The sequence below is a fragment of the Micromonospora peucetia genome (assembly GCF_900091625.1).
Taxonomy (GTDB): domain Bacteria; phylum Actinomycetota; class Actinomycetes; order Mycobacteriales; family Micromonosporaceae; genus Micromonospora; species Micromonospora peucetia.
Map to the genome: position 1 here is coordinate 127,488 of NZ_FMIC01000002.1, position 15,553 is coordinate 143,040.

At 74.5% G+C, this 15,553-nt stretch carries 11 protein-coding genes and 5 tRNA genes; 8 read left to right on the forward strand and 8 right to left on the reverse strand.

From position 1 onward, the window contains the following. Window positions 1-3 precede the first annotated feature (3 nt). Window positions 4-876, forward strand: coding sequence for a universal stress protein (locus GA0070608_RS01115; protein ID WP_091620056.1), 873 nt, complete (start codon window positions 4-6; stop codon window positions 874-876). A gap of 98 nt (window positions 877-974) precedes the next feature. Here GA0070608_RS01115 and GA0070608_RS01120 read toward each other — a convergent pair whose 3' ends face one another. Then, window positions 975-3,317 carry a heavy metal translocating P-type ATPase gene (locus GA0070608_RS01120; protein ID WP_091620060.1) on the reverse strand — a complete coding sequence of 781 codons (2,343 nt, stop codon included), beginning with the start codon at window positions 3,315-3,317 and terminating at the stop codon, window positions 975-977. A 190-nt stretch (window positions 3,318-3,507) separates the two neighbouring features. Between GA0070608_RS01120 and GA0070608_RS01125 the strand changes: the two genes are divergently transcribed. Together GA0070608_RS01125 and GA0070608_RS01130 are read left to right on the forward strand one after the other, a co-directional pair. Then, a complete protein-coding gene (locus GA0070608_RS01125) occupies window positions 3,508-4,518 on the forward strand; it encodes an Acg family FMN-binding oxidoreductase (protein WP_091634047.1) in 1,011 nt (336 codons plus the stop codon). 143 nt (window positions 4,519-4,661) lie between these two features. Next, on the forward strand, window positions 4,662-6,293 hold the full coding sequence (locus GA0070608_RS01130; protein ID WP_245716055.1) for a sensor histidine kinase: 1,632 nt from the start codon (window positions 4,662-4,664) through the stop codon (window positions 6,291-6,293). Window positions 6,294-6,529: 236 nt separating this feature from the next. Here GA0070608_RS01130 and GA0070608_RS01135 read toward each other — a convergent pair whose 3' ends face one another. Continuing rightward, window positions 6,530-7,168, reverse strand: a complete 639-nt coding sequence (locus GA0070608_RS01135; RefSeq protein WP_091620063.1) for a response regulator — start codon at window positions 7,166-7,168, stop codon at window positions 6,530-6,532. 232 nt (window positions 7,169-7,400) lie between these two features. Here GA0070608_RS01135 and GA0070608_RS01140 point away from each other — a divergent pair, with 232 nt between their 5' ends. Further along, window positions 7,401-8,375, forward strand: a complete 975-nt coding sequence (locus tag GA0070608_RS01140; RefSeq protein WP_091620067.1) for an Acg family FMN-binding oxidoreductase — start codon at window positions 7,401-7,403, stop codon at window positions 8,373-8,375. 65 nt (window positions 8,376-8,440) lie between these two features. Here the strand turns inward: GA0070608_RS01140 and GA0070608_RS01145 are convergent, their stop codons facing one another. The 3 genes from GA0070608_RS01145 to GA0070608_RS01155 all read right to left on the reverse strand — a co-directional run bounded on the left by GA0070608_RS01145 (window position 8,441) and on the right by GA0070608_RS01155 (window position 9,944). Beyond that, on the reverse strand, window positions 8,441-9,451 hold the full coding sequence (locus GA0070608_RS01145) for an NAD-dependent epimerase/dehydratase family protein (protein ID WP_091620072.1): 1,011 nt from the start codon (window positions 9,449-9,451) through the stop codon (window positions 8,441-8,443). Between the two features lie 296 nt (window positions 9,452-9,747). Continuing rightward, window positions 9,748-9,822 (reverse strand) — tRNA-Val (locus GA0070608_RS01150). 49 nt (window positions 9,823-9,871) lie between these two features. Continuing rightward, window positions 9,872-9,944: transfer RNA gene (locus GA0070608_RS01155), tRNA-Gly, on the reverse strand. 165 nt (window positions 9,945-10,109) lie between these two features. On the opposite strand from GA0070608_RS01155, the gene GA0070608_RS01160 reads away from it, so the two are divergent. Continuing rightward, entirely contained in the window at window positions 10,110-10,349 is a 240-nt protein-coding gene (locus GA0070608_RS01160; protein WP_091620076.1) for a DUF6458 family protein, read from the forward strand. A 92-nt stretch (window positions 10,350-10,441) separates the two neighbouring features. Here the strand turns inward: GA0070608_RS01160 and GA0070608_RS01165 are convergent. From GA0070608_RS01165 to GA0070608_RS01175, 3 genes are all read right to left on the reverse strand, one after another. After that, window positions 10,442-10,516: transfer RNA gene (locus GA0070608_RS01165), tRNA-Val, on the reverse strand. 13 nt (window positions 10,517-10,529) lie between these two features. Then, window positions 10,530-10,600, reverse strand: a tRNA-Cys gene (locus tag GA0070608_RS01170). 34 nt (window positions 10,601-10,634) lie between these two features. Continuing rightward, window positions 10,635-10,707: transfer RNA gene (locus tag GA0070608_RS01175), tRNA-Gly, on the reverse strand. 385 nt (window positions 10,708-11,092) lie between these two features. On the opposite strand from GA0070608_RS01175, the gene GA0070608_RS01180 reads away from it, so the two are divergent. The 3 genes from GA0070608_RS01180 to GA0070608_RS01190 all read left to right on the forward strand — a co-directional run bounded on the left by GA0070608_RS01180 (window position 11,093) and on the right by GA0070608_RS01190 (window position 15,464). Further along, entirely contained in the window at window positions 11,093-11,695 is a 603-nt protein-coding gene (locus GA0070608_RS01180) for a TetR/AcrR family transcriptional regulator (RefSeq protein WP_091634055.1), read from the forward strand. 92 nt (window positions 11,696-11,787) lie between these two features. Next, window positions 11,788-12,363, forward strand: coding sequence for a TIGR03086 family metal-binding protein (locus GA0070608_RS01185; RefSeq protein WP_091620079.1), 576 nt, complete (start codon window positions 11,788-11,790; stop codon window positions 12,361-12,363). A 170-nt stretch (window positions 12,364-12,533) separates the two neighbouring features. Continuing rightward, window positions 12,534-15,464 carry a M36 family metallopeptidase gene (locus GA0070608_RS01190; RefSeq protein WP_091620082.1) on the forward strand — a complete coding sequence of 977 codons (2,931 nt, stop codon included), beginning with the start codon at window positions 12,534-12,536 and terminating at the stop codon, window positions 15,462-15,464. Window positions 15,465-15,553: the final 89 nt, after the last annotated feature.

The window sequence follows — 15,553 nt, forward strand, 5'->3', positions numbered from 1 at the left end:
CCGATGAGCGGCAACGAGATCCTGGTCGGCTACGACGGCTCCGCCGACGCCTCCGCCGCGCTGGACTGGGCACTGGAGGAGGCCGGCCGCAGCGGGCGGCCGGTGCGGCTGGCGTACATCTTCGAGTGGCTCACCGTGGGCGGCTGGATCGGCCCCGGCGTAGCTCCCGGCATCTGGCCGGACGAGACGGCCCGCCGGCAGGTCGAGGAGCTGGTACACAAGGCCGCGGCCGACGCGGGCGCCGCGCACCCGGAGCTGACCGTCACCGGTGAGGTGTTCGACGGGCCGCCCGCGCTGGTGCTCCAGGAGCGCTCGGCGCAGGCCGACCTGCTGGTGCTGGGCACCCGGGGGCATGGCGGCTTCGGCGGGTTGCTCGTCGGCTCGACCGCGGTCACGGTCACCTCCCACGCGCACTGTCCGGTCGTGGTCGTCCGTGGCGAGGCTGCCGCAGGCGGGCGCACCGGGCACGTGGCGGTCGGCGTGGACGGGTCCGAGTGTTCGCTGCTGGCGCTGGGCTTCGCGTTCGAGCAGGCCGCGGCGCGGCGGGTACCCCTGCACGTGGTGCGGGCCTGGCACCCGCCCACCGGCCAGCGCCCGCCGTCCGGCCCCGACGCGCGGGAGGCCACGGCGGCCGACCGGGCCGAGCTGGACGAGCTGCTGGCCCGGTGGGGCGCGACGTTCCCCGACGTGCCGGTCACCGTCGAGGTGGCGCAGGGCAGCGCCGCGTCCCTGCTGGTCGACGCCAGCCGAAACGCATGCCTGGTGGTGGTCGGCACCCGGGGCCGGGGCGGCCTGAAGGGAATGCTGCTCGGCTCGGTCAGCCAGCAACTCATCCAGCACGCGCACTGCCCGGTGGCGGTCGTCCGGGAACGGTGAGGTGTCAGGAAGTGCCCCCCGCTATCGCATTCTGATGTGCGGGGGGCACTTCCCCACACCTACCGGCCGTCGGCACGCTCGGACGCCGTCGGCACGGCTCACCGGCCGTCGGCCGGGTCCGGCGGGCTGAGCGAGAAGTAGTCCTCCTCCTCCTGGGTGAGGTGCAGCCGCAGCACCGCCGCCAGGCCGTAGAGAGCGGCGAGCAGGTCGGTGAGCTGGTCCCGGCGTAACGGACCGTCGCCGGCCTGCGCCAGGTGCGCGCCGATCCGGTCCGACAGCCGCCGGATCTCCACGTGCGCACGGCTCATCGTCGAGGTCGCCTCGGCGCTGCCCAGCGGGTCGGCCAGCGCCGGGTAGAGCTGACGTTCCTCGGCCTCCTCGTGCGGCAGCACCTCCCCGGTCAGCCGGCGGTGCGTCTCGCGCAGCGCCGGCAGGCACTCGGGCGCGTCGGGTCTGGTGGCGACCAGGTCGGCGGTGTCCCGCAGCGCGGCGAGCACGTCACGGATCCCGCCGTGTTCGTCGGCGTACCGGTCGAGCAGCTCACGGGTACGCGGCGGCACCTCACGGCCGCGCAGCCCACCCCCGAGGGCGCGCAGCGCGTTGAGGATCACCAGCACGTCGATGCCCTCCTGGAGGAACGCCCCGGCGACCGGGGGCAGCCGGCCGGCGGCGGCGGCGAACATCGCCAGTACCGCGAGGCCCATCCCCACGGTGGCGCTCTGCACCGCGATCCGGCGGGCGTACCGGGCGATCTCCACGGCGTCGGCGAGCCGGTCCAGCCGGTCGACGGTGAGCACCGCGTCGGCGACGTCGGCCGAGGCGGTCGCCCCGGTGGCCCCCATGGCCACACCGACGTGCGCCTCGGCCAGTGCCGGGGCGTCGTTCACCCCGTCGCCGACCATCACGGTGACCGCCCGGTGCGCCTCCTCGCGTACCCGGGTCGCCTTCTCCCCCGGCGAGCACCGGGCCACCACGTCGTCCACGCCCACCGCCCGGGCGACCTGGGTGGCGATGTCGGGCCGGTCCCCGGTGACCATCACGATGCGCCGCAGCCCCGCCTCGCGCAGCCGGCGCACGGTGCGGCGGGCGTCGGGGCGTACCGGGTCCTCCAGCAGGATCGCGCCGAACGGGCCCCGCTCGTCGCTGACCCAGACGACCGAGTGGCCGGCCAGCTCGGCCCGGGACCGGGTGCGCGCCGCCCAGTCGGGCAGGTCTCCGTCGAGCTGCCCGACCCGCACCTGCCGCCCGTCGACCGTCCCGCGTACGCCCCGGCCCGGTTCCTCGGTCACCCCCGCCGGTTCGGCCAGCGGCAGGCCCCGCTCGCGCGCCTGCGCCACCAGCGCTCGGGCCAGCACATGCGGGGAGAGCTGCTCGACCGACGCGGCGAGGCGCAGCACGTCGTCGCGGTCACCGTCGGGGGCGGCCACGACCTCGGCGGCCCGGGGACGGCCGGCGGTCAGCGTGCCGGTCTTGTCAACCAGCAGGGTACGGGCGCGGCCGAGCAGCTCCAGCGAACCGCCGTCGCGGACCAACACCCCGCGCCGGGCGGTCCGGGACAGCCCGGACACGATCGCGATCGGGGTGGCCAGCAGCAGCGGGCACGGGGTGGCGACCACCAGCACGGCCACCGCCCGCACGAACTCGCCGGAGAAGAGCCAGCCCAGCCCCGCCAGGATCAGGGTGAACGGCACGAACGCGGCGGCGTACCGGTCGGCGAGGCGGACCATCGGCGCCCGGTGGGCGGTCGCCTCCTCGGCCAGCCGGACGATCCCCGCGTACGTGCTGCGCGCCGCGTCGCGCGTCGCGCGCATCCCGAAGCCGGCACCGGCGTTGACCACACCGCTGGCGACCTGCTCGCCGGCCGCGCGCCGCGCCAGCCGGGACTCGCCGGTCACCACCGACTCGTCGAGGGTCACCGGCTCGTCGACCTGCCCGTCGACCGGCACCACGTCGCCCGGGCCGACCAGCAGCCGGTCCCCCGCCGCCACCCGGTCCAGCGGCACCACCTCGATGTTGCCGTCCGCCCCCCGCCGCCGGGCGGAGCGGGGCGCGCGGGCGAGCAGCTCGCGCAGATCGCGGGTCGCCCGCCCCTGGGCGTACGCCTCCAACGCCCGCCCGGTGGCCAGCATCACCGCGATCACCGCCCCGGCCAGGTACTCCCGCACGACCAGCGCGCCGACCAGGGCCAGCACGGCGATCACGTCCACCCCGAACTGCCGGCGCCACAGCTGCCGCAGCACCGACCAGGCGGCGGGAACCAGGGCGGCCACGGTGGCGGACGCCCACACCAGGTCGGCCGCGTCCCGACGGCCGGTGAGCCGCAACGCCGCCCCGGCCAGCACCAGCACCGTCACCCCGGCCAGCGGCGCCCACAGCAGCCGACGCGACCGGTCCCGCCCTACGGGCTGCTCCGGCACGCACTCCTGCGGCTGCGTTCCCACCTGCGGATCGTCTCAGCGCCCACCGTGTCCCCGGAGGGCATCCGGGCGAACCGGCGGGGCGAAGTGCCCGGCCGCGCCGGGACCTGCGTACCGTGCGTCAGCACGGGGGATGGCGCAGGATGGAGCGGCAACCCCGCCCGGGGCCCCGCCGGGCTGGGGCACGATGGGGAGAAACGGAAAGGTCGTGACGATGAGCCACGAGACGCCGGCGACGGGCCGTCCGCTGACCACCGCACTCGCGGAGGCCGCCGCGACGGCCGGGCACGCCCCGTCGGTGCACAACAGTCAACCGTGGCGGTGGCGGGTGCTGCCGGACGCGCTGGAGCTGCGGGTGGTCCGCGATCCCCGGCTGACGGCGACGGACCCGGAGGGCCGGCTGGTGGCGTACAGCTGCGGGGCGGCGCTGCACCACGCGCGGGTCGCGCTGACCGCGGAGGGCTGGACGGCCGAGGTGCAGCGGATGCCCGACCCGAACGAGGAGGACCTGCTGGCCCGGCTGACCGGGCTGGTCCGCACGGGGGCCGACCCGGAGGCCATGCGCCTGGTGCAGTGCATGCAGGTGCGGCACACCGACCGGCGCCCGGTCAGCGACGAACCGGTGCCGACCGCCGCTCTCGCGGAGATCGCCGCGGCGGTCGCCGCCGAGGGCTGCCAGCTCCAGTTCCTCGACCGCGACAACGTCCTGGAGTTGGCCGCCGTCGCCAGCCATGCCGCGTCGGTCGAGTCGGAGGACTCGCAGCTGCGCGAGGAGTTGGAATACTGGACCAGCCGGAGCGGCACCGGCACCGGCCTGCCGCCGGAGGTGCTGCCCGCCGAGTCGCCGCGGACCACCGTGCCGGGCCGTGACTTCGGCCGCCCCGGCACCCTGCCGGTCGGCCCCGGGCACGACCGGGCCGCCGTGTACGGGGTGCTCTACGGCAACGAGGACGAACCGGACATCTGGCTGCGGGCCGGCGAGGCGCTCTCGGCCGGCTGGCTGACCGCGACCCGGCTCGGGGTCTCCGTGGTGCCGCTGAGCGGAGTGGTGGAGGTCGCGGGCACCCGGCAGACGCTGCGCGGGCTGCTGGCCGGCCTCGGCTACCCGTACCTCGTGATCCGGTTGGGGCTCGCGGACCCGGCGCACGCCGGCCCACCGCACACCCCGCGCCGCGACGTCGCGCAGGTGGTCGACACCTCGGCGGTGCGCTCCACCGACGCGTAGCGCCCCTCGGGCCACGGCCACCGGGCGGATACCATCGCCCGGTGGCCGCCAGCACACCGAACTCCCGCCCCGAATCCCACCTGACCCCCTCACTGGGGCTCAGCCCGCTGTCCCGGGTACGACTCGACGAGCTGCTCCAGGAGATGCTGGACCGGGTCGGCGAGGTGGTGACCAGCCGGGAGCGGCTGCGGGCCCTGCTCGACGCGGTGGTCGGCATCGGCACCGACCTGGACCTGCGCAGCACCCTGCAACGGATCGTGCAGTCGGCCTGCGAGCTGGCCGGCGCCCGCTACGGCGCACTCGGCGTGATCGGCCACGACCGCCTGCTGCACGACTTCATCACCTACGGCATCGACGCGGAACTGCACGCCAGGATCGGTGACCTGCCCCACGGGCGGGGCGTGCTCGGCCTGCTCATCGACGACCCGCGCCCGCTGCGGATGCCCGACATCACCCAGCACCCGAAGTCCTACGGGTTCCCGGAGCACCACCCGCCGATGCACAGCTTCCTCGGTGTGCCCGTGCGTATCCGCGACCAGGTGTTCGGCAACCTCTACCTGGCCGAGAAGCAGGGCGGCGCGGAGTTCACCGAGGACGACGAGGAGATCGTCGTCGCGCTCGCCGCGGCGGCCGGCGTGGCCATCGAGAACGCCCGCCTCTACGCGCTGGCCCACCGCCGGGAACGCTGGCTCGCGGCGACCGCCGAGATCACCGGCGTGCTGCTGGGCGAGGTGCGCCGCACCGACGCCCTGGCGTTGGTGGCGCGGCGCGCCCGCGAGGTCGCCGAGGCGGAGGTGGCGCTGGTGCTGCTCTACGACCCCGACGCCGACGAGTTCACTGTCGAGGTGGTGGACGGGGCCGACGAGCAGGCCGGCGACCTGGTCGGCACCGCGCTGCCAGCAGCCGAGACGAGCTTCGCCACCGCCGTCGCCGAGGGCCGGCACGACCAGGTGGCGGACCTCGCCCACGCCGCGCCCTGGCCGGCGCTGCTGAGCACCGGGCCGGCGGTGATCTCCCCGCTGGCCACCGCCGACGTCCTGCACGGCGTGCTGGTGATCGCGCACCGCCCCGACCGGCTGCCCGCCGCCAGCGACGACGACATGGCTCTGCTGGGCAGCTTCGCCGGGCAGGCCGCGCTGGCCATGGAGCGGGCCCGGGGGCAGGAGGAACGGGAACTGCTGGTGGTCCTGGAGGACCGCGAACGCATCGCCCGGGACCTGCACGACGTGGTCATCCAACGGCTCTTCGCCACCGGCCTGCAGTTGCAGAGCGCCGCCCCGATGACGACGAAACCGGAGGTCGCCCGGCGGATCAACGCCGCGGTCGACGATCTCGACGCCACGATCAAGGACATCCGCCGCACCATCTTCGAGCTGCGTACCCCGATGAGCGCGGCGCTGCGCACCGAGATCCGCGAGGCGATCGAGGTGGCCACCGAGTCGCTCGGCTACCGGCCCGGCCTGGAACTGACCGGACCGATCGACAGCGCCGTCCCCGACGCGGTCCGCCCCGACCTCACCGCCGTGCTACGCGAGGCGCTCTCCAACGCCGTACGGCACGCCGAGGCCGACCGCGTGACGGTGGCGGTGCGGGTCGACGCCGGCCGGGTGACCCTGACCGTCACCGACGACGGGGTGGGCTGCGACCCGGCCGCCGCCCGGGGCGGGCTGGTCAACCTGCGCGAGCGCGCCGAGCGCCACGGCGGCGAGTTCGAGGTACGCCGCGCCGAACCCCGCGGCACCGAACTGCACTGGTCCGTCCCCCTCCGCGACTAACCCCACCCCACCCCACCCCACGCCCCGCCCACGCCCCGCCCCCGCCCCGCCCCCGCGATCTTGCACTTTTGGCCCGGGCAAAGGGTGCATATGCCTCAATCCCGGGGCCCAAAGTGCAAGATCGGCGAGGAAGTCGGCGCGCCGCGCGTGCAGGGGTGGCGGAGGAGTCCGCGCGTGAGGGCGGGGTGGGGCGGGCAGCGTGAGGAGTGAGGCGGGGTGGGGTGGGGTGGGGTGGGTTAGTGGGACTTGCCGAGGAGGCGGGTGGCCAGGACGGCGGCCTGGGTGCGGCGCTCCAGGCCGAGCTTGGCCAGCACGCTGGAGACGTAGTTCTTCACCGTCTTCTCGGCCAGGAACATCTTCCCGGCGATCTCCCGGTTGGTGAGGCCCTCGGCCACGTACTCCAGGATCCGCCGCTCCTGCTCGGTGAGCGACTTCAGCTCGCGCGGCTGCTCGACGCCGCTGCGGATGCGCTCCAGCACCCGGGTGGTGATCGCCGGGTCGAGCAGCGACTGCCCCGCCGCCACCCGGCGCACCGCGTCGACCAGGTCGGTGCCGCGGATCTGCTTGAGCACGTAGCCGGCCGCGCCGGCCATGATCGCCGCGAAGAGCGCCTCGTCGTCCTCGTACGAGGTGAGGATCAGGCCCTTGATCGAGGAGTCCACGGCCCGGACGTCCCGGCACACGTCGATGCCGTTGCCGTCGGGCAGCCGCGCGTCGAGGATCGCCACGTCCGGCCGCAGGGCCGGGATGCGCCGGGCCGCCTCCTGGGCCAGGCCGGACTCGCCGACCACCTCGATGTCACCGCTGCTCTGCAGCAGGTCGGCCAGGCCACGACGGACGACTTCGTGGTCGTCGAGCAGGAACACGCGGATCATCCCTCGTTTCTACCCCCTGCACACCCGTTTCCGCACGGGTCGAAGGTCCCGAACAGGCCACACCCGCGCCGCCGGCCCCACTCCCGTCAGCGGCCAGAGGTCCCTGACCGGTGACCGGGCCGGTCGGGCCCGGTGGGACGGGACGTCCGGCCCTGCCCGGCCCACGGTCCGGTGACGCACCGTGGGTGTGTACCGCCCGACGGCGCACGACCTGCCCGGAAGGAGCACGACCATGGACACCGGCTTCACCGTCGAGCAGCTGCGGGCCGCCGCCACCGACGCCGTACGCGCGCCGTCGCTGCACAACACCCAGCCGTGGCGGTTCCGACTGCGTGACGGCGGCATCGAGGTGCGGGTCGACCCGGACCGGCGGCTGCCGGCCACCGACCCGAACGGCTGGGGGGTCCGGATCGCCTGCGGGGCGGCGCTGTTCAACCTGCGGCTCGCCCTGGCCGTGGCCGGCACCCCGGCAACGGTCCGGCTGCGCCCCTATCCGGCCGAGCCGGACGTGGTGGCCCGGCTGGTCCCGGACGTGCCGCGCCGCCCCACCCCCGCCGAGCAGGCCCTGCACGCCGCCATCCCCCGTCGGTTCAGCAACCGCGCGCCGTTCTGGCCCGACCCGGTGCCCGCCGACGCCCGCTGGCGCCTCGCCGAGGCGGCCCGCGCCGAGCAGTGCTGGCTGGAGATGCTGGTCGGTGTCAGCGCCGTGAACGCGTTCGCCGAAATCGCCCACAGCGCGCACCGGGTGTTGGAGCGGAGCCCGGCATACCGGGCTGAGCGCCAGGAGTGGGTACGCTCCACGCCCGCCCCGGACGGGATCCCGGCCGGGTCCGGCGGCCCACAGGGCGAGGCGCAGGACCTGCTGCCGTCGCGGGGCTTCGGCGGCCTGGACCGGGCCCCGGGGCGGGACTTCGAACCGGAGCCGCTGGTCGCGGTGCTCGGCTCGCCCGGCAACACGGCCGTCGACCAGGTCGTCGCCGGGCAGGCGTTGCAGCGGGTGCTGCTGGCCGCGACGGACTCGGGGCTGGCGGTGTCGATGCTCTCCCAGCCGATCGAGGTGCCGTCGGCGCGCGAGCAGCTGCGGCTGTCGCTGGGGCGGTTCGGCACGCCGCAGATGGTGATGCGCATCGGGTACGGCCAGCCGGGCTGGCCGACCCCGCGCCGCGAGGTGGACGAGGTGCTCGACCTGCCGGTCACCCAGTCCTGACCGGGGCCCTGGTCGACACCACATTGTCGGCCCGGGCCCGGTCAGGGCATCCGCCGCCGATCCGGTCAGGCGCGCGCCGGGTCCGCCGCCGACAGCAGCGCCGCCTCCCGGTCCGGGTCCAGCCCGACCGGGGCGCGCTGCGGGCGTCCCGCCCGTGGTGGGACCGTGCCGACCTGCCGCAGCCACGCCCAGGTGTCCGCGACCGTCTCGGCCACCGGACGGCAGGTGAGCCCGGCCGCGTACGCCCGCTCGACGCTGAGCTCCTGCAACCAGCGGTACTCGTGCCCGGCTGGGATCCAGACAGGCAGGTCGTTCCACGGCGTCACCCCGGCGGCCAGGATCGGCTCCGGGTCGGTCCAGCGCAGCCGGGCGTCAACGTCGGTGGCCGCGACACAGGCGTCGAGCAGCTCACCCATGGTGGCGTGCCCGGTGCGGCTCACCATGTTGAACGTCCCGCCCTGCCGCTGTGCGCCCCGGTCCAGCATCCAGCCCGCCAGGTCCCGCACGTCGACGTACTGCAACGGCAGGTCGGCCGGGCCGGGCGCCAGCACGTCCCCGCCCCGGGCGATCCGAGTCAGCCACCAGGGCAGCCGGCCGATGTCCTCCCCCGGCCCGAGGATCAGGCCGGCCCGCGCGATCACCGCCCGCTCGCCGAACACCTCCCGCACGGCTCGCTCGCCACCGGCCTTGTTGGGCGCGTAGTCACCGTCGTCGGCGTCCGGTTCCGCATCGACCACGGGGGCTTCCTCGCCCACACCGGGGGCGCCGGGTAGCGCGTAGACCGAGCAGCTGGAGACGTAGACGTAGCTGCCGAGGCGGTCGGCCAGTGCGCGGGCGGTGTTGCGCGCCGCCCGTGGCGCGCCGTCCCAGGTGTCGACCGCCAGGTCCCACTCGCCGTCCGCGAGCGCCGCCAGGCCGTCGGGCGCGGTCCGGTCACCCCGCAACCGGTGTACGCCCTCCGGCGTGCTGCCGTGCAGCCCTCGGTTGAAGACGGTCACCGTCCAGCCCCGACGCACCCCTTCGGCGACCGTCGCGCCGCCCACGAACCCCGTTCCGCCCAGCACCAACAGTCTCATGCGTTCCACTGTGCGGGCTCCGGGCGGCGATCCGGCCCCATGTTCACGGTCAGCGGATCTGCCCACAGCAGAAGCCCGCCGGCACGTCACCCGGTTCCCGCTGCCGGTCCAGGGGCCAACCCGGATCGACCTGGCGGCACCGGGGCGTGGTCTGCTGGCCGGAGTGATTCGTGCTCGTGGTTCGGGCGCTGATCGCCGCCCTGGGACCGGTGCCGTTCGCGCTGGCGGTTGCCGCTGGGTCAGCAGTCCGAAAGGGCCACTCCCGCTCGATGTGCGGGAGGGAGGTGCCGAGTACCTGGTGGGCGATACTGGGTTTGAACCAGTGACCTCTTCCGTGTCAAGGAAGCGCGCTCCCACTGCGCCAATCGCCCCGGGGTGACCGCCCGGTCCGGCAGGCCGGACCACGAGGGGCGAATCGCGAGCGGACGACGGGATTCGAACCCGCGACCCTCACCTTGGCAAGGTGATGCGCTACCAGCTGCGCTACGTCCGCGTGCCGCCGGTGTTCGTCGGCGACGGGGGGAACTCTACCCGACGGCAAGATCGCCTGGCACGCCGCCCCGCCGGCAGCCCGACCAGGCGATGGTTGCGCTGGTCAACCACGGGGTAGTGAGACCCATCGACAGCACACCACATCCCCTTGACCAAGGAGGCTGTCGTGGGTATCGGCACCAGCATCTTCCTGATCGCGCTCGGCGCGATCCTCACCTTCGCGCTCGATGCGAGCCTCGGCGGCATCAACCTCGACGTCGTCGGCTGGATCCTGATGGCAGCCGGCGTGCTCGGGCTGATCATGACCACGCTCATCTGGGGCCGCCGCCGCCAGGTGGTCAGCACGACCGAGCCGGTCGAGTACCGACGGGTCGAGGAGCGCCGGGACGTCGCCCCGCCGCTCTGACGCCGGTTGTCCACGGTGGCGACCGTGGACGGGCTCGGCTGTGTCCCAGGAACGACGAAGGCCCGTCACCGGGTGGTGACGGGCCTTCGTGCTGGTGGGCGATACTGGGTTTGAACCAGTGACCTCTTCCGTGTCAAGGAAGCGCGCTCCCACTGCGCCAATCGCCCGCGTTTGTTACCGAGGTGGGGACGGGATTTGAACCCGCGTACACGGCTTTGCAGGCCGTTGCCTCGCCTCTCGGCCACCCCACCGAGGTTGCCCCCGTCATGCGTGGCGGCAGCTCCGAGCGGACGACGGGATTCGAACCCGCGACCCTCACCTTGGCAAGGTGATGCGCTACCAGCTGCGCTACGTCCGCTTGTCTCCGGCGTTAACCGGTGACGGGTGAGAACTTTAGCCGAGCTGATGAGCGGTTGCCAAATCGGGGTGGGCTCCAGGCGCGTCGGACGAGGCCCGCCCCTGCCAGGCGGGAGACCTGCCGCCTCCGGCAGGGGTTCCGTACTGCCACCGCCGGCTGGGTGGCGAGTGACGGCGCACCCTACGGCTGAGCTTCCTAGGAGGATGGGTCGAATCTTCCCCAGCGGGGTTGCCGGACCTGGCGCAGGCGGTCGCTCACCATGCGGCGGTTCGCGCGCGGACGACCGCCAGCGCGTCCGGAAACTGTCCGGCTTCCGACTCTCGCGGGGCGAACGGGGCGTGATCCGTAACTGCCCGTGTTCGGTTGGATGGGCTACGGTAACGGCGTGACGAGACGTGCGGCCGAAATCCGCCTGGATGCCCTGCTGCGCACGGCCTGTGACGTGATTTCGGAACGCGGTCTGGCCAACACCCGCACGGCCGACGTGGCACAGGCCGCCGGGGTGAGCCAGGCTCTGGTCTTCTACCACTTCGCCACCAAGGACCGGCTGCTCGCGCAGGCGTTCGCGTACGCGGTGGAGCAGGACCTGGCCCGGCTGGACGCGGTGATGCGGTCCAGCGCCCCGCCGCTGACCAAGCTCCGCCGGATCGTGCGGCTCTACACGCCGACGGGCCGGGCGACGTCCTGGGCCATGTGGATCGACGGCTGGGCGGAGTCGCTGCGCACCCCGGAGTTGGAGAAGGTCTCCCGTCGGCTCGACCTGCGCTGGCGGGAGGACCTGGCGACGGTGATCTCGGACGGGGTCCGCGAGGGCACCTTCGAGTGCGCTGACCCGGCCGGGGCGGCGTGGCGGATCAGCGCGGTGGTGGATGGGCTGGCGGTGCAGCTCGCGGTGCACGACCGGGTGATCTCCCGTCGGCAGTTCGCCGAGTGGGTCCGCCTGCTCACCGCCCGCGAGCTGGGACTGGACCCGACACAGCTCGACTGAGCCCGGCACGGCCGAGCGCCCCGACGACCGGCCGGCCCGGGAAGCCCGGCAAAACGGCTCGGCTCCCCGGGGCAGCCGGAACAATCGTCGGCATGGACCTGCTGGAGACGTACCGCCGCAGCCTGGCCGAGTTCACCGACCGGGTGGAGCAGGTCGGACCCGGCCAGTGGTCGGACCCCACCCCCTGTCCCGACTGGAACGTCCGGACGCTGGTCAACCACGTGGTGGGCGAGGACCGGTGGAGCGTCGCACTGCTCGCGGGGCGGACGATCGAGGAGGTCGGCGACCGCTACGACGGCGACCTGCTCGGCGCGGACCCGGCCGGTGCGGCCCGGGACGCGGCGGCGCAGGCGGAGCTGGCCTTCGTCCACCCCGGGGCGCTGGACCGCACCGTCGCGCTCTCCGCCGGCGAGACCCCCGCCGACGAGTACCTGCACCAGCTGATCGCGGAGCACCTGATCCACGGCTGGGACCTGGCCGTGGCGATCGGTGCGGACCCCCGGATGGACGCCGACGCGGTAGCCGCCTGCGCCCGATGGTTCGATCGGCGGATCGGCGACTACCAGCGGGGCCAGCTGATCCGGCCGGAGGTGGACGTGCCGGCGCGGGCCGACGAACAGGACCGCCTCGTCGCCGCCTTCGGCCGCGACCCCGACTGGACGCCGTGACGTCGACCTCGACGAGCGTCCGCGACGGCTGCCGCATCGCGCCGGGCGTCCCTTGAGTAGGCGCGGCCCTTGTCCCCGTCGGAGCGGCCTGATATCCACAGATGCGCATGCGTACCCGCGCTGTGTGGGCCGGCGGAGAGCCGGCCTCCCCGCTCCCCCGAGGAGGTCCCGTGGCACTACCGGAGTGGACACCCTGGATGAGCCGGCGTCGACGCCGGCTCATCCCCGTTCTGGCGGCGACCGCGGTGGCGGCCGCGCTGCTGCCCACCGGCCCCACCGCCGCCGCCCCCACCGGCGGCGCCTCCACCGAACGACGCTCCGGCCCGTTCGCCGAGGGGCAGCACCAGCACGCCGACGTCGACAACCGCCCCGGCACCGCCGCCCCCGACGCCCGGCAGCGGGGACTGGCCCGCAAGGCCGACCCGGACGCCCGCTGGAACCGGCTCGGCACCCCGCACGCGCTCGGCCCCGGCAGCGCGCCCCTCGCCACCGGCCTGCCCACCGAGCCGGAGGCGACCGCCCGCGCGTACCTCACCGGCCAGCACGACCTCTTCGGGCTGGACGCCGCCGCGGTCGACGCCATGGACCGGGTGCTGGTCCGCCCGATCGGCACCGGCGCGGTCGTCACCCTCCGGCAGCGCTTCGGCGACCTGCCGGCCGGGCACGACGGCCTGGTCACCGTCGCGGTCGCCGGCGGCAAGGTCCTCGCGGTCAGCTCCTCACTGTCCCGGGACACCACGGCGCCGACGCCGGCCACCCTCACCGACGAGCAGGCGTACGCCGCGGCACGCGCCGACGCCGGCCTGACCGCGGACGCGGTACGCAGCCACAGCGTCCGCGCCGTCGCCGTACCCACCCCGCTCGACGGGCCCCGGGCCGCCTACGAGGTGACCCTGATCGGCGCCGACACGGACGACCCGGCGGCGTTCACCACCTACGTCGACGGGATCACCGGGCAGGTGCTGGTCCGCGAGGACCTCGTCGACTTCGACTCCGACAACCCGAGCTGGGCCGTCTTCCCGGCCACCCCGCCGCGCGACCTCGACCCCGGGCAGGACCCCCGGGTGCGCTGGTGCGGCGATCCCGCGCCGGGCTGCCGGGCGGCCTTCCGTGACCCGGCCACCGGCCAGCCGTGGGACGTCGACGCGGCCACCGGCACGCCGACCGGCACCGCCCGGGGCAACTCCGCCAACACCGTGCTCTCCTGGGGCGGTGGCACCCCGGCCGTGCCGGCCACGCCCAGCCCGGAGCGCCGCTACGAGTACCCGTTCACCGACCAGTGGCACCAGTCCCGCTGCAACCCCGAGGTGTTCACCTCGGCGCAGCGCAACGACGGCGACGCCGCGATCGGCAACCTGTTCGCCATGCACAACCGGATGCACGACTGGGCCTGGCACCTCGGCTTCACCGAGGCGACCTGGAACCTCCAGGCGGTGAACCTGACCCCGCAGGGCCTGGGCGGCGACGCCGAGCAGGGCCGCGCCCAGCAGGGCGCGCTCAGCGGCAACCGGAACAACGCCAACCAGGGCACGCCGCGCGACGGCCTGCCGCCGACCACCAACATGTACCTGTGGCAGCCGCAGGCCGGCGGGCCGTACCCGCCCTGCGTCGACGGCGACTACGACATGACGGTGATCGGGCACGAGTACACGCACGCCATCACCAACCGTATGATCGCCGGCCCGGACAGCGGCATCGGCGGGCACCAGGGCGGCTCGATGGGCGAGTCGTGGAGTGACCTGCTCGCCGCCGAGTACCTCTTCCAGCACGGCCTGCGCGCCCCCGGCAAGACGCCGTACGTCACCGGCGGTTACGTCACCGGCAACCTGGTCAGCGGCATCCGTAACCACGACTTCAGCCGCAGCCCGCTGAACTACTCCGACGTCGGCTACAACACCGGCGGTCCCGCCGTGCACGCCGACGGCGAGATCTGGAGCGCCACCAACTACCGGGTGCGTGCCGCGCTGATGAAGCGGTACGGCGCCGGCACCCCGCAGCGGCAGCTCGACTGCGCGCAGGGCAAGGTGGCGGTGGACCGGTGCCCGGGCAACCGGCGCTGGTCGCAGCTGGTCTTCGACTCGTTCCTGCTCCAGGCCGCCAGCCAGGTGAGCATGCTCGACATGCGGGACAACATGCTCACCGCCGACCTGCTCCGCTTCGGCGGCGCCAACCAGGAGCTGATCTGGGCCGAGTTCGCCCGCTCCGGGATGGGCCGGGACGCCACCTCCAACGGCGCCGCCGACACCGACCCGACGCCCAGCTTCGCCGCTCCCGACGCCGACAACGCGGTGCTCACCCTCCGCCCGAAGGGCGACAGCGCCGACGCGCCGATCCGGGTGTACGTCGGGGCGTACGAGGCGCGGGCGGTGCCGGTGGCCGACACCGACCCGGCGACGCCGCTGCCGGACCGGATCGAGCTGGTGCCCGGCAGGTACCAGTTGCTCGCCGTCGCGCCCGGCTTCGGCCACCAGCGGCTCGACGTGGTCGCCAAGGCCGGCAGGAAGGGGCACGTCGACCTGCGGATGAGCCGCAACCTGGCGTCCACGGCGTCCGGCGCGACGGTCACCGGCGACGGGGTCAACCTGGACCGGATCGCCGACGACACCGAGGCCACCAACTGGGCCTCCCTCGACGGGGTGGCCGGCCGGCAGGTCACCGTGGCGTTGCCCGGGAACGCGCCGCAGGTGGTCAAGCGGGTGAACGTCAGCGCGATGCTGCGCCCGGCGATCACCGGCGACGCCGACCCGGGCAGCCAGAACGCGCTCAGCGCGCTGCGCTCGTTCGCGGTGTCGGCCTGCAACGCGAAGAGGGCCGACTGCACGGATCCGGCGAACTGGCGGCGGATCCACACCAGCACGCCCGACGCGTTCCCCGGCGGGGCGTACCGGGCGTACGTGCCGGACATCAACCTGCGCGAGTTCCGGGTGCCGACCACGCTCGCCACCCACCTGCGGTTGGAGGTGCTGGCCAGCCAGTGCACCGGCGGCCCGGCCTACGCCGGTGAGCAGGACGACGACCCGGCGACCACGACCGACTGCGCGACGGCCAGCGCGGCGCGTACCCAGGTGCGGATCGCCGAGTTCCAGGCGTTCTCGAAGTGACCGCCCGTCGGGGCCGGTCGGCGCGCCGGCCGGCCCCGACGGTTTCGCCGCCCCGGGGGATGACCGGTGGCCGCAGCCCCGCCGCCCGC

Excerpts from the sequence above, each read along its gene's own strand:
- GA0070608_RS01115 (WP_091620056.1), top strand. The coding sequence starts at position 4 with ATGAGCGGCAACGAGATCCTGGTCGGCTACGACGGCTCCGCCGACGCC.
- GA0070608_RS01125 (WP_091634047.1), top strand. The coding sequence starts at position 3,508 with ATGAGCCACGAGACGCCGGCGACGGGCCGTCCGCTGACCACCGCACTC.
- GA0070608_RS01130 (WP_245716055.1), top strand. The coding sequence starts at position 4,662 with ATGCTGGACCGGGTCGGCGAGGTGGTGACCAGCCGGGAGCGGCTGCGG.
- GA0070608_RS01135 (WP_091620063.1), bottom strand. The coding sequence starts at position 7,168 with ATGATCCGCGTGTTCCTGCTCGACGACCACGAAGTCGTCCGTCGTGGC.
- GA0070608_RS01140 (WP_091620067.1), top strand. The coding sequence starts at position 7,401 with ATGGACACCGGCTTCACCGTCGAGCAGCTGCGGGCCGCCGCCACCGAC.
- GA0070608_RS01145 (WP_091620072.1), bottom strand. The coding sequence starts at position 9,451 with ATGAGACTGTTGGTGCTGGGCGGAACGGGGTTCGTGGGCGGCGCGACG.
- GA0070608_RS01185 (WP_091620079.1), top strand. The coding sequence starts at position 11,788 with ATGGACCTGCTGGAGACGTACCGCCGCAGCCTGGCCGAGTTCACCGAC.